A 13,049-nucleotide genomic window follows, 5' to 3' on the forward strand; every position below is an offset into this window, starting at 1 on the left:
TCCCCCTGCGATCCTATTGGAAGAAGAAGCCGGGTGCAGCGTTCGGAAGAACTGCCGCACTCAGCGCCTCTCCATCCATCGCTACGGATTACTTGCCTCCGTAGAACTTTTTGGCCTCCGACTCCATCTTGGCAACGTATTGTTCCGCATTGATCTTTCCTGTGACCAACTCCATGAATACCGGGATGACGCTTCCGGAGGAGAAATCGGCGCCGCTGTTGATCGAGAAGCCCCACGGCATGTTCACTGTGGCCTTATCGAATGCGACAGCCGCTTCGGCCAAGGAACTCGGCCATGGCGTGTCGACGGTAGCCGGAATCGCCAAGGCCTGAACCGCCATACCCTCCTGGGCTTTCTTGCCGACCAAATATTTCATCAATTCGAAAGCCGCGGGAATGTTTTTGCTGTTTTTGTTCAACAGAATCCCCTGCGCGCCGAAGCTGAGCCCTTGCTGTCCGCCCTTGTCATTGCCGTTCGGAATAATCGGGAACTGGAAGGAGCCCCATTGAAAATCCGGCCCGGCCGTTGCGGATACTTCATTGGGCAGCCAGGTACCGTTAAAGTACATCGCGGATTTCCCCAGCGCTACGTCCTGCTGACCGGCAGGATATTTATTGCCACCGATGGTTTTGGAGAAGTACCCCTTTTCATGAAGCGCTTGCATGTCTTTGGCAAATTGAAGAACCATGGGATCCTTCCACATCGCGCCGGTTTTATCCGTGACGAGCGCTTTCACCCAGTCGCTCCCCATGGCGCTGCTCAAATAGCCGCCGATGAATTGATCCCGATAAGCATCGTCGAATGTAATCGGCTCAACGCCGGCTTTCTTGAGCGCTTCGCATGCTGCCAGAAATTCCTCCCAGCTTTTCGGTACGGACGTAATGCCGGCTTTCTGAAACAGCGCTTTGTTGTAGAAAAACAGTACGGCGTAAGGCTGTTGCGGCAAGGCATAATAGCCCTCCTCCAGGCCTGCCGTCTTGGAAAGCGATTTCACATTATTCATCAAGGCCGGCAGCAGGGAATCTTTAACGGACTTTCCGTCCGAACCGATGGCCGGCTGTTCAAGCAAGTCGTCCAGCTTGAGCACGTGGTCCTTCAGATTGGCGAGCGCGCCTGCGGGATCGTACTCGAAAACATCCACCGTCTCTCCGCTCTCCAGAGCCGGCTTGATCAGCTTGAACAGTTCCCGGCCGTTGAACTTGACTTCCACGTCGACGCCGGGATTCGCGGCTTTAAATTCGGAGATCGCTTCCGTAATCACTTTGGATTGGGGTTCCGTATTGCTCCACATGGACCAGAAAACGACTTTCCCCCCCAGCTTGGAAGCCTCCGGAGAAGCTTGGGCCGACGGTGTTTCGGAGGCGTTCTCGGACGCGTTTCCGGATGCCTGCTCCGGAGAGCTCGCCTCGTTTTTGTTGCCGCCGCATCCGGAAAGAACGACAAATGCCGCCAAACACAGAATCAGCAGAACCGTAATTGCTTTTGTTTTCCGCATCTTGAATCTAATCCCCCCTCGATTGGTTGCCAACAGCCCCTTTTTTTAAGCTTCGGGGACGTTCCTCTTCCCCGGCTTCTGTTGACATTGAGTTCATTTTAGGGAAAATGTCCGCGGAAAAGTATGTGCCCGAGTTAGGCAAAAATGGAACGGAATTAGCTTTTGGAGCTTCACCCCCAGTGCAGAAAAAGTTTTTATGTATAATAGAACTTGTCAAACCGTTATCTCGTCGTCTCGGGGGGTTGCAATGAAATTTCTCAAAAAAAATGCGGATCAAGACGCAAATTTTGATCGCCGTGTGTTGCTTCTTCCTGATCATGTTGTCGATTATCACGTCCATGTATATCCAAACTTCCCGGATCGTTGTCGACGATAGCAAACTGTATGCGGAAGAAACGGTCCGCAAGTTTCAGAACGGAATCTCCCGAGGCTATGATGAGATCGGTCAAATCATGTTGAACTTGGGGTTCGATCCCGCGATCCAGAAGTATATGGTGTTGAACGATCCGACGGTCGCCTACGAGATGTCCAAAGAGGTGGATCGGAAAATGATTTCCCTTAAAGCCGGCAGGACAGGAATCGAAGACATCGTCATTCTCGGCTCAAGCGGCTCCAAATACAGTCTAAACGGGGGCATTGACTACGTTCAAAACTTGAGAGAAGACATTATTCAAAGCAATGGGATGTATGTCAGCGGGTTGAAAAAATATTACTATAATCAGATAAAAATTGACTGCCTTGTTTTCGCGCAAAAAATCTATTCGAACAATCTGACGGACGGAACGAACGGCACCCAGATCGGCGAAATCGCCGTAATCGTGAACGTAAATGCCATGTTCTTCGACAAGGAAGCGTCCAAGACCCCGGCCGGAGTCGTATTCTATCTGGTCGATCGGTTCGGAGCCGTCTTTCCGGACAACCGTTCCTCGGATGTGAGGACGCTTCTGCAAAAGTCGGATAACCGTACCGAGGGCCAAATGCCGTTCAAAGAAACGATCGGAAAAACGAAAGGAACGGTTCAGGTTCACCCTTCGGATCAAATTCAAGCCCGAATGGTCAGTTTTGTCCCCGACGGCCCGCTTTTGTCAGCGCTTTCTTCCGTTCGCACCAGAACGATCCTGATCTTGATCATGGCGCTGCTCTTCCTGGCATTGCCCTTCTCGGTGATCGTCAACAATATTCTTCACCCGATCCAACTACTGGTGAAATTTATCAATACGATCAAAGCGGGCAATTTGAAGGATTTAAAAACAAAGCTTCGATTAGAGGGAAACGTTGAAATGACGGTTGTCGCCGACAGATTCAACTCGATGCTGAGCGAAATCGACAGTCTGACCTCCAAGCTGGTGGAAACGACAACCCATCTGCTGGAAGCGGAAATCGAAAAGGAGAAAGCGGCGTCCGCCTATTTGAGAAGCCAGATCAACCCTCATTTCTTGTATAACACGCTGGAATCCATCAAGGGAATCGCCTTGGACAAAGGCGTTCCACAAGTTGCCGATATTGCCAAGGCGCTTGGCAAGCTGTTTCATTACAGCATTAAAGGACCAGGCGTAGTCACGCTGGAGCAGGAGTTGAAAGCTGTAAAATCCTATTTGTTTCTGCAGTTGATCCGATTCGATGGGCGATTCGAAGTCGCCTACGAATTTACCGAAGAGGCTTTAAAGACAACCGTTATGAAAATGATCCTTCAACCGCTCGTCGAGAACTCCATCTTTCACGGACTGGAGCCCAAGACGTCTAAAGGAAATCTGGTCTTGTCCGGGGGAAGTGGACGAGCATCGCGTGCTGATTATACGGATTGCGGACGACGGAATCGGCGTTGACGAAGCGCGGCTATCCTATATTCAGCAAAGATTGTCGGGTGCGGTAGACTTGCACGGCCAAGGAAGCGGCGATGAGGCCGACGGTTACGAAGGCATCGGAATTTCGAATACGCATAATCGGCTGAAGCTGGCTTATGGCCCCGCATACGGCTTAACCTTCGAAAGCAAGTCCGGTATCGGAACCTGCATCACGATAAAGATGCCAGGACATTACAATCACCCGGGAGGCGACACCGATGTACAGAGTTCTTTTAGTGGATGATGAAATTCTGGTGCTGAAAAGCTTGGAAGCGGGGGTGAATTGGAGAAAGTCGGGCTTTCAAGTAGCGGGAAAGGCCCATAACGCCGACCAAGCGCTGCAATTGGCGGCGGAGATTAAACCCCACATCGTCTTTACCGACATTCGGATGCCCGGAATGTCCGGCCTGGAGTTGATGAAAAAAATGAAGGAAACCGATGAACAGATTTTGTTTGTCGTCATCAGCGGCTACGCGGAGTTCGAGTATGTCAAAAAATCTTTGCATTACGGCGTACTCGGTTACTGCTTGAAGCCGTTTGACGACGAAGAGATCGACGTCTTGCTTCATAGCGCCGCCGCGATTCTGGAGGAAAACAAGCTCAAGCGTCAGAATAGCCTGCTGGAATTGCTGGACGAGGGGGTTACGGAGTACAGCCAGCATCGCGTTGATCAAATTCTGACGGAAGCCGGTTTGACGGCCGGGGAATTTCATGTGCTGGTAGCGCTCGGGAAAGGAACGCTGGAGTTGGAGGAAAACGATAGATGGGTCGGGTTCAAGCTTGGAAACGATAAATACGGATTTTTCGTCCAGTTTGCGCATCCTCAAGCCTTTGAGCGTTTGCTGACAAGCCGCTTCCCCGATTGTTGGATGGGGGTCGGCGTTGTCACAACAGCCCGAGACATGAAGAGCATGACGAAAAACCTGGAGCTTGCTTCCGTGAGAGCATGGGATTTCTTTCTTCACGGGCGGGCAGGGTATTTTCGAGGAAACGATCCCGGAAGAGAAGCGATGGCGGCTCGATTGGTTAAGCAGTTGACCGATGCCGTCGGCCAAAAAAAATTCCGCGCTGGTGCTGGAGCTCCTCGATGTCTTGCGACTGAAGGAAAGCAAGGAATGTTTAACGATCAGGGATGCGCTGAAAATCTATAACAGCGTCTACTTCCATGCCTTTTCCCATCCTGGTATTGGCGCAGAAGAAGATTATGTGTTCAGTAACGAACAGCTACTCCATCTGTTTCCCAACTTCGATGAAATGATCGAAAGCTTGAAAGCGTTATCGGATATGCCTGATGATCCGAACGATTCGCACAGCGGGCATGGGATCCGAAATGCCAGCCTGAGGGCCATTACGTCCTACATCCATGACCATTATCGGGACAACATCTCCATCCAAGTGATTTCCAAAGCCTTTTACTTGAATGCAAACTATTTAAGCCAACTGTTCAAAAGAGAATTGAACCTGACCTTTACCGAATATTTGACCAATGTTCGCTTGAAACAGGCAAAGCATCTGCTCCTTACGACAGAGTTGTCGGTCCGGGAAGTGGCGGAAAGCGTCGGGTTTCGGGATTATTTCTACTTTATCCGGGTATTCAAGAAGCATGCGAGCCAAACTCCCAGGCAGTATAAATATCAAGCCCGGTCCGGGCTCGGTTGATGGTGCTCAAGCGAACACGGAGGTGCAAAATGAAAAATACAAAGCACTTTTCAATCACCTTGGCAGCTCATTTGTTGATTACGCTCATCCTCGCCAGCTGCGGGAAAGCTGACGCTCCTCCCCCCTCGGCAGGATCGAATCGAGATCTCGGTTGCGCTATGGGGACTTGCCGAGAACTTGTCGGAGCCGGACCCTTTAGTTCAACGATTGGAAGACAAATTGAATATCAAAATCAAACCCGTTGCAATGACGGGGGTCGATTATGCGCAGCAGTTTCAGATGTGGGCCTCCTCGGGGCAACTGCCGGATATTTTTGCGGTCGACGCCATGAACTCGCGATATTATAAAAATTGGATCGCCCAAGGCGTCGTCAAAGCGCTGCCCGAGAATTTATCGGCCTATCCCCATCTGAAAAAGTATCTATCGCTGCCGGACATCGAATCGCTCAAAGCAGACGGCAAGCTGTATATGATTCCGCGCATGACTTATGACAGCACCGACTATAATATCCTCGACAGAATCGTCGTCTACCGGTGGGATCTTGCCCGAAAAGCGGGCATCGACAAAGAGCCCGAGACGTGGGACGAATTCAAGGCCATGCTTAAGGCAATCGTCGCTCAAGATCCCGAGAAGAAGAACATCGCCGGTCTGACCAGTGTGAGCAACTTGCTGCTCGGAGGGTTGTTCTGGCTGTACAGTTCTCCTGCGGCGACTAGCGATGGCAGCGGAAGCGACTACAAATGGATCAAGGAAGACGGGAGATATATTCCTGCTGTCTTTGCCAAAGATTCAGCGGCCTCCTTGTCCATGCTGCGTGACTTCTACACCTCGGGCTTAATCGACCCGGACCTGCCGATTATGAAAGGCGAGATGGGGTTCGACAAATTCGCCCAGGGCAAAGTCGCCGCCTTGATTACCTCCGGTATGCTTCAAGCTGTTGATACGAACATTTATAAGGATCGATGGCTCAAGCTTCACCCGGACGAAACCCGATTTTATGACAAAGTGAAAGTGCTGAAACCGTTAAAATCGATGGACGGCAACCGATATCATGCCGTGTTCAAATCCTTCTGGTCGGAAAGCTATATTTCCGCCAAAGTGGACGACAAGAAGATGGATCGCATCATGCAGTTGCTCGACTATATGAACACGCCGGAATTTTTGGAAATGAGGCGCTTCGGCTTGCAGGGCGTCGATTATGAAAAAAACGGAGAGCTCCTCACCCGAATTCATCCGGAGGAGGATTTGGTCAAGAAATACAAAGGAATGTCTTCTCTGGGCATCCTGCTCGACTGGGACGGGATGTTCAAGCTCGATCCGGCGTATTCGGGCCTTTCCCCCGAAGGGCATCGGGTTCAACAAGAACTGCTCGACTATTCAATTAAAATGACCCGCAAACAAACTTTCTACAGTCGGCTGACCTACTTGTCCACCCCAACGAAAGACGGGTTTTCGATCTATGATAACGATGACATGATCCGGGTGATGCTGAGCAAACAACCCGTGGAAGACGCATGGGAGGAAATTGTGAAAGGCTATCGGGCGAAGGGACTCGATCGGTTGATCGAGGAAGTCAATCAAAAAGTGAAAGAGGCTGGCATCGACTGAATGGGGACAGTTGCAAAAATGGAAGAGCAGGGGAATCTCCCTTGCTCTTCCTGCCATCCCTTTTGCATCCGAATTGATAGAACTGTCCGGACAGCTGCTGCTCGGCGATTTGGACCAGAAGGCGGGTAATGTTGCCTCCGATGCGGCCGGCATCCTTCGACAACATGTCACCATGGTAGCCGTCTTTGGAGAATTGGTTGCCGAGTTCTTGCGCAGCCTCGTACTTCATTCTTTCGAGCGCGGCTATGGCCTGTTGTACCACGAGTTGATTTGAGTTGCGATTACCCATGTGCAATCTCACTTGGTGACGTTTGGGATTGCGTTGGGAGCATGAAGCCCGTGGAGTTCCACGATATACGTCCACACCATCTTACAAGGAACCAAAAACCCGCTCAAAGCCTATAAAACCAAGGGTTCGGCTGTTCAAGCCCCATTTTCTTAGTGCCACAAGGCGTCTCGGGAATTCATCAATAAGTACCCGAAAGTGCTTCGCGACATCCAAAGATGATGTTGCTATATCACTTGAAACGGATACATTTGTAAACCAATTACTCCGAATAGCCCATCATGCCGATGTAAGCCAAGTTCGGCTGCGCGATATCCATTCTGCCATACTGGATGATGACGTTCTTATCGCTGCGAAACCGCAGAGAGTATTGCAGTTGCCTGTCCAGTACGATGCCGCCGATATCATCCGCCCGGTCCATACGGATACAGCGAACTCGCTCCGCCTTGACGGGGATGAGAATGTCCCGATCCGGCTCGCGGTCCTCGTAGAAAATATCCATCCGCACCACGGCGTCTTCGCTTTGGCAGTTGAGTATCATGACTGCCTCGTGCCCTTCGAAAAGCGCCTCTTCCGCCTTGCCCTTGTACGGCAAATATCCATCGACGATATACCAGTTTTTCGCGCCTTGTCCGCTCATGCCATACCTCCGTCCTCGGGAGCCAACGCCACGACGCCGCGTTCCTTCCACGTCCGGCTGAGCTGCCGGACAAGCGGCGACATCGACTCGTAGCCGTTCTCGGTCACGACGAGGCTCTCTTCCACCCGGTTAGAGCCGTGCGGATGGCCGAACAGGCTGATGTCGGTGTTGACCGTCATGCCGACTTCGAACCGGGACTGGCTGTTCTCGTCGGGATACGGGGACTCCGCTTCCGCGAGCCCGCAGCCATGAAGAGGCGGGTACAGATCGTAGGCGGTGACGCCCTTGTCGGCGAAATAGGATTTAACGGCGGATACAAGCACGGCCATGTCGTTGCCGGGAGCAAGCCGCGACAACGCGACATCCTCCGCCTCGACGAGCAGCGAGATGAACGCCTTCTGCTCCTCGCTCATCCGGCCCGCGACGAACGGGAACCCGACGGTGGCGACGTACCCTTCATACTGCACCGCGATCGCCGTCATGATCATATCGCCGTCCTGGATCACTTTGCGGGTCGGCCTGCCGATAATCGTGTTCACCCGCTCGCCGCTCGTCATGACGACGAACGGGACAAACTCCGCCCCCGCCTTCGTGCAGGCCATGTAGGCGTACGCGGATAGCTCCAGCTCCGTCATCCCCGGCCGGACGTTCAAGATCATCGCCTTGTACCCCTCGTCCGCAATGCGCGCCGCCTCCTTCAGACAGGCGATCTCATGCTCCGTCTTCGTCATCCGCAGCCGGTACAGCAAATCCCCTGCATCGATCCATTCCACGCCGTCCGCGCTGCCCTCGATCGAAGCCAGCAGCGGCGCGGACATGGCGTCAATGCCGGCAATGCCGATCGCATGCAGCGGATTGGCCGCGTGAATCTCGGTGAGAATCGCCTTCATGCTCGTATAATTCGCCTGCGGGTACTCGATCTCATCCGGCACCGTCACGCAGGTGAACTGGGGCAGCAGTCGCACGTCGGGCCAAGCGGTCATCTCGCGGCACATCAGCTCCCCTTCCGGAGCGGCGATGACGATCGGCTCGCCGACCAACGGCACCAGCACCGCGCCCCGCTCGAACAGCGGCCAGTAATTGCTCATGTAACGCAGGTTTTCTTTTCGATACTCATCCCCATAGATCAGGCAGGCCTGCAGCCCCTTCTCCCTCATCAACGCTCTCAGCCTGTCGGCTCTGGCCCGAAATTCCTCGGCCGGTATCCGCTTCATTTTCCATCCCGCTCCCTTCGGTTCCATTCGTCCTCTACAAATATGTCACTTTGCGAATCCCCATGAAGTCGGCGACTTGCGACAGCTCCTCCGTCAAATCTCCGTAGGCGATAATACAGTGGTGTGCGAAGCCTTCTTTGATCAATGCCGCGAGAAAAGCTTTGATCGGCACCGGAAATTTCACGACGGCGGTAATCTCCTCGCACGGGATGTTGTGCCCGAAGTCCAAAGCTTCGCCCCGGACGATCAGCATTTTGTACCCTTCGGCGTCGATGATCAGATGTCCGATCGTCACAATACCCGGTTTCAGCGTATATTCGAAGCCAAAGCCGGCCCCCTGCAATCCCCATTGCTCCGGGGGAGCGATTCACCTTCACCGTACTCCGGTCCCGAGCATAGGCCGGATTCGCATAGCCGTGGTGTACCATGAGCAGCGCGTTCAGCCGCTCGTCGTACTCGCCCCATTCGGCGAATGCCGGCACCTGCCCGCCCAGCTCCCGCATCAGCGTCATCATGATCAAGCCGTGCACGTCGCCTTCGGTGTTGACGACATAACGACCTTCCTCGCTTAGCAGCGTGTTGGCCAAATACGGCGTCGTTCCCGTCTTCTGCTCCACGTAATGCTGCCCGAGCAGCGTGAGCGCGTCCAGCCGGAACCGTTCCAGCGTGCCGCGCAGCGCGACATATAAGCGCGAGGCTTTGCGAATATCGTCCTCTTCCAAACCGACGATATTGAAGCTCTCGCGAGCCAGCGTCACGCCGTCCGCTACCTCCTGCTCGGACGCGGCTTCAAACCGCTCCAGCAGATGATGCAGTTGAATGGAGATCAGGTTCGGCCCGAGCGTTCCCTTGATCATCGTTTTGTCGTACTCAAAATCGTACATGCCTCTGAACACATGACCGATCACGCCGATATTGACGCTGCGCATACGAACATACGCCCGGTAAGCCCGCACGTAACGCCCCATCTCCGCATAAGCATCCTCGTCGCCGATCGCCCCCACGACCACCTTCAATCCGCCGAACCAGCCCATTTTGCGGAAAGTCGCGGCGAGCTGCAGGTTGGCGATCAACGCGCTGTTGCGCAAAATATTTTCATAATCGGTCTTCAGGTTGATCTCGCCCTTGCCCTGCGAGTTAAACATCAGTAGCGGCAGATGGCGCAAGTTCTCCAGCGCCTGAATCGCCATGTAATCGGGGCAGTAGGTCCCGGCGACATAGACGATCAGGTCGACCGCTTTCTCCGCCAGCTTTCGGCCCGCAGCATCCGCTGCATCCAGCGTATCGACCAGCCCCGGCCAAACGACAATGTCGTCCGGCAGCGCCGCCTGAAGAGCTTCGTATACTTCTGTCATATCCGATGTGACATTCGCGTGCAGACTGCCCGGGAACATCCGCCAATATTCGAAAAACCCGAGCGTCAGCAGCCCGATCTTCAGCGGCCGATTATCCGCCCGTTTCGTCAGCAGGTCGCCGAACACATTGCCTTTCGCGGTTTCAAACGATTCGATGATTTCACGCATGATGATTTATGCTCCTTTTCCTATGCGATGATGCTTCTGCTCCCGCCCCTGATGCCGGACACGAGCCGCACGGCGTTGTTCCGGATGATGTTGACGATGTCGTCGTCGCCGATGCCGGAGAACAGCACGCTTCCCAGCATATAATTCGGGTCGTACCAGGGGGAAATCGGTCCCGAACAGCACCTTCTCCGAGCCGGCCTCGCGCACCATTTTGCCGATCATGCCGTTCAGCCGCCCCGTGTCGCACAGCTCTAGATATACATTGGGCAGCGCCTTCGCCAATTCGATCGCGACGTCCGTCTCCCCTGGCGCGGAGTGTCCCATCAGAAATTTGATGTTCGGATATTGACGCGCCAGCTCTCCGATCATTTGCGGCGGATTGTACGAGCTATGGCCCCAGGTGTGGGATAGCAGCAGCAGCCCCCGCTCGTTCGCGAACTGGTACATTTTGCGGAATTTCTCTCCGGTCAGCGGATACTTATGATAGTCCGGGAGCACCTTGAAGCCGACATAACCCTCGACCGTGTCGTATTCTGCCAGTTCCTCTTCCAGACTTTCGATATAGTGCGGATTCACGACAAAATAGCCTTTGATCCGGTCGGGGTACTTCGCCATCGCCGCGCGAATTTCCGAATTGCGTCCGATCGGATCGAACAAAGCGCTGTGCGGCGCGGAAATAACCCATTCGATGTTCTCCCGGTCCATTGCCGCGATCATCGCCTCCAGATCGGCTTGCGGCAAGTACGTTCCGTAGAACGGTCCCATATGCGTATGCATGTCGATGTAGGACAGGCTCGACAGCCTGCCGGTTTCCGCGAACTCGCGCGCCAGCAGCGACGGATTGGTCATCGGCACTCTGCTCATAAGCTCACCTCGCCCAGCAGTCTTTCCGCATTTTTGTATGCGATATTCTCCAGTTCGTCTTGCTTGATGCCCGAACCGAGCAAGCAAGCGAGCGGCCCGCCGATCGCGTTGCTCGGAAATTCGGAACCGAACAGCAGCCGCTCCGAGCCGAATTTGCCGCAAATCTCTTTAATCTCGCCCGCTGTCTGCATATCTCCGGTCTCGATATAGAAGTTCTTGTAGCTGCGCAGCAGCGGGAAAGTAAGCCGGGCATGACTCCACAGTCCGTAATTGCACAAAATGACCGTAAGATCCGGGAACTCCTGCAGCACGCCGTAGACGGGTTCCCAACCTTCGCTCGGGGAGAGGAACAGCGGAATGCGCGCTTCGGAGACGGCCGACAGCAGTTCACCCATCGCCACCCGGTTCAGCATGTAGCGGTTGCGTTCCGGGTACGCTCTCAGCAGCTTCACGCCGTTCTCCTTCATCGCCGGAAACAGACGCTCCGGCGCATACTGGTGCTCTGTAATTGGCGGTAATACCGTCCAGGTCGGCAAAAGCCGATCCGGCGCCTTCGCCGTTTCTTCTATTACAAGCCGATTCCCGTAGTCCGGATCGACGTCTGCCATCGCGTTATGGCTGACCACCGCGCTATGAATGCCGCAGAAATCCATCTCGGCCAGCAGTTCCTCCGCGTCGCGAGCTTGCTTCACCTTCTCTTGAACAAGCAAATGCTCATGATTCACAATTTCGTAATTCAACGCTTTGTAGCCGATCGCGCAGCTGCAATCTATGATTTTCATGTTCATCTCTCCCGAACCGTCTTTCGTATCGCCGGTCTTTCCGGTCGCACCCTATGCCAGATCATTGTCCAGGAACCGCGCCGGATTGCCGCACATCAGCTCCCGAATTTGTTCCGACGTTATCCCTTCGTCCTCCATCATCGGCACGATGTTCGTCAGCATATGATCATAGCCCCAACCTCCGTAGCGATGCAGGCCCATTTTCAGGCAGACATCGTTGGATACGAGGATCTGGCGAAGATAACCGCAGCCGATTAGCTCCCGAATCGTTCGCACCCGCTCAATGTCCCGCGCGAACAGCCCTCTAAGCACGCTTTTGTGCCGCCGGTCGGAATAGAACTCCTTGCCGAAGTTGTCGAACTCGATATAAGCCCCCCCGGTCCAGCAACGCCTTCAGGTAATCCGGCACGATGTCGACGTCTACATGGTTAATGCAGACTTTGTCCGGTGCGGCACCGTGCTCCGTCAAGAGATCGATGACCGCCAATCCCTGCCGCGCCCACAGATCCGTATGAACATGCAGCCCGAGCCCGGTCTGCTGCTGCACCATCGCCGCCGCGATCAGCGTTTTTTTCTCGTTCGGATGGATAACCGCGCTCGTCCCGATCTCCCCGATTACGCCGGCTCGAATGTTCGTCCCGTCCATGCCGTACGACACGTCGCGGTGAATTTCCCCGGCGATATCATCCACAGTCTTGTCGTCCATATCCTTTGGATGGGAGGCGTGAATGTAATACCCGCACCCTGCGATGATCGGAATGCCAACTTCGCGCGACACGCCCGCCAGCAGCGCCGGGTCGCGGCCGATATCTCGCAGCGTCAGATCGACGAACGCGCCTCCTCCCGCCCGCTTGAACGCGGTCAGTTCAGCCTTTACGACGTCTTCCTCGTCGATGACCGCATTGTCCAAAATCGCGTACGGATTGCGCTGGAGCACCCCGAAATTAGTCAAATTCACCTTCTCGGATGCCAGTTTCTTCTCGCTAATAGACTGCGGCGGGGAGACGAATCTCCGCAGATCGATAAACGCGTGCTCGTGCGGCAGCACCCAGCCCAACTGGTTTGTCTCCATCCTGCCTGTTACTGTAAAGACGGACAACTTAAGCCCTCCTGTACATGCATCACTCGAATTCC

12 protein-coding genes and 1 pseudogene are annotated in these 13,049 nt (G+C 54.1%); 4 read left to right on the forward strand and 9 right to left on the reverse strand.

All coding sequences use genetic code 11. The features are described from left to right. Positions 1–88: 88 nt before the first annotated feature. On the reverse strand, positions 89–1,495 hold the full coding sequence (locus OMP38_RS03790) for an ABC transporter substrate-binding protein (protein ID WP_277563947.1): 1,407 nt from the start codon (positions 1,493–1,495) through the stop codon (positions 89–91). Between the two features lie 497 nt (positions 1,496–1,992). Between OMP38_RS03790 and OMP38_RS03795 the strand changes: the two genes are divergently transcribed. The 4 genes from OMP38_RS03795 (at position 1,993) to OMP38_RS03810 (ending at position 6,606) form a co-directional block, all read left to right on the forward strand. Next, positions 1,993–3,321 carry a sensor histidine kinase gene (locus OMP38_RS03795; RefSeq protein ID WP_277563948.1) on the forward strand — a complete coding sequence of 443 codons (1,329 nt, stop codon included), beginning with the start codon at positions 1,993–1,995 and terminating at the stop codon, positions 3,319–3,321. Positions 3,322–3,557: 236 nt separating this feature from the next. Next, the gene (locus OMP38_RS03800) at positions 3,558–4,490 is read left to right on the forward strand and encodes a response regulator (RefSeq protein ID WP_277563949.1); all 933 of its coding nucleotides are present in this window, start codon (positions 3,558–3,560) and stop codon (positions 4,488–4,490) included. After that, positions 4,432–4,998 (forward strand): helix-turn-helix transcriptional regulator, encoded by a 567-nt coding sequence (locus OMP38_RS03805; protein ID WP_277563950.1) that lies wholly within the window; start codon positions 4,432–4,434, stop codon positions 4,996–4,998. The genes OMP38_RS03800 and OMP38_RS03805 overlap by 59 nt, the downstream gene beginning before the upstream one ends. A 177-nt stretch (positions 4,999–5,175) precedes the next feature. Then, on the forward strand, positions 5,176–6,606 hold the full coding sequence (locus OMP38_RS03810) for an extracellular solute-binding protein (protein WP_277563951.1): 1,431 nt from the start codon (positions 5,176–5,178) through the stop codon (positions 6,604–6,606). Between the two features lie 79 nt (positions 6,607–6,685). On the opposite strand, the pseudogene OMP38_RS03815 reads toward OMP38_RS03810, so the two are convergent. The 8 genes and pseudogenes from OMP38_RS03815 to OMP38_RS03850 form a co-directional block, all read right to left on the reverse strand. Further along, positions 6,686–6,895 (reverse strand): annotated as a pseudogene (locus tag OMP38_RS03815) (small, acid-soluble spore protein, alpha/beta type); the annotation flags it as partial. A gap of 259 nt (positions 6,896–7,154) precedes the next feature. After that, positions 7,155–7,532, reverse strand: a complete 378-nt coding sequence (locus OMP38_RS03820) for a sensory rhodopsin transducer (RefSeq protein WP_277563952.1) — start codon at positions 7,530–7,532, stop codon at positions 7,155–7,157. Further along, positions 7,529–8,746, reverse strand: coding sequence for a M24 family metallopeptidase (locus tag OMP38_RS03825; RefSeq protein WP_277563953.1), 1,218 nt, complete (start codon positions 8,744–8,746; stop codon positions 7,529–7,531). Before OMP38_RS03825 ends, OMP38_RS03820 begins: the two co-directional genes overlap by 4 nt. After that, positions 8,743–10,269: a hypothetical protein gene (locus tag OMP38_RS36595; RefSeq protein WP_277563954.1), complete on the reverse strand. Its 1,527-nt coding sequence runs from the start codon at positions 10,267–10,269 to the stop codon at positions 8,743–8,745. The genes OMP38_RS03825 and OMP38_RS36595 overlap by 4 nt, the downstream gene beginning before the upstream one ends. A gap of 6 nt (positions 10,270–10,275) precedes the next feature. Continuing rightward, positions 10,276–11,133 carry an amidohydrolase family protein gene (locus tag OMP38_RS03835; protein WP_277563955.1) on the reverse strand — a complete coding sequence of 286 codons (858 nt, stop codon included), beginning with the start codon at positions 11,131–11,133 and terminating at the stop codon, positions 10,276–10,278. Next, positions 11,130–11,915, reverse strand: a complete 786-nt coding sequence (locus tag OMP38_RS03840) for an amidohydrolase family protein (RefSeq protein WP_277563956.1) — start codon at positions 11,913–11,915, stop codon at positions 11,130–11,132. Before OMP38_RS03840 ends, OMP38_RS03835 begins: the two co-directional genes overlap by 4 nt. 51 nt (positions 11,916–11,966) lie before the next feature. Beyond that, positions 11,967–12,227, reverse strand: a complete 261-nt coding sequence (locus OMP38_RS03845; RefSeq protein WP_420869585.1) for a phosphotriesterase family protein — start codon at positions 12,225–12,227, stop codon at positions 11,967–11,969. After that, positions 12,220–13,014 carry a phosphotriesterase family protein gene (locus OMP38_RS03850; RefSeq protein WP_277563957.1) on the reverse strand — a complete coding sequence of 265 codons (795 nt, stop codon included), beginning with the start codon at positions 13,012–13,014 and terminating at the stop codon, positions 12,220–12,222. Before OMP38_RS03850 ends, OMP38_RS03845 begins: the two co-directional genes overlap by 8 nt. Positions 13,015–13,049 lie beyond the last annotated feature (35 nt).

It is taken from the genome of Cohnella ginsengisoli, from assembly GCF_029525555.1.
GTDB classification, from domain to species: domain Bacteria; phylum Bacillota; class Bacilli; order Paenibacillales; family Paenibacillaceae; genus Cohnella; species Cohnella ginsengisoli.

Excerpts from the sequence above, each read along its gene's own strand:
- OMP38_RS03790 (WP_277563947.1), bottom strand. The coding sequence starts at position 1,495 with ATGCGGAAAACAAAAGCAATTACGGTTCTGCTGATTCTGTGTTTGGCG.
- OMP38_RS03800 (WP_277563949.1), top strand. The coding sequence starts at position 3,558 with ATGTACAGAGTTCTTTTAGTGGATGATGAAATTCTGGTGCTGAAAAGC.
- OMP38_RS03820 (WP_277563952.1), bottom strand. The coding sequence starts at position 7,532 with ATGAGCGGACAAGGCGCGAAAAACTGGTATATCGTCGATGGATATTTG.
- OMP38_RS03825 (WP_277563953.1), bottom strand. The coding sequence starts at position 8,746 with ATGAAGCGGATACCGGCCGAGGAATTTCGGGCCAGAGCCGACAGGCTG.
- OMP38_RS36595 (WP_277563954.1), bottom strand. The coding sequence starts at position 10,269 with ATGCGTGAAATCATCGAATCGTTTGAAACCGCGAAAGGCAATGTGTTC.
- OMP38_RS03835 (WP_277563955.1), bottom strand. The coding sequence starts at position 11,133 with ATGAGCAGAGTGCCGATGACCAATCCGTCGCTGCTGGCGCGCGAGTTC.
- OMP38_RS03840 (WP_277563956.1), bottom strand. The coding sequence starts at position 11,915 with ATGAAAATCATAGATTGCAGCTGCGCGATCGGCTACAAAGCGTTGAAT.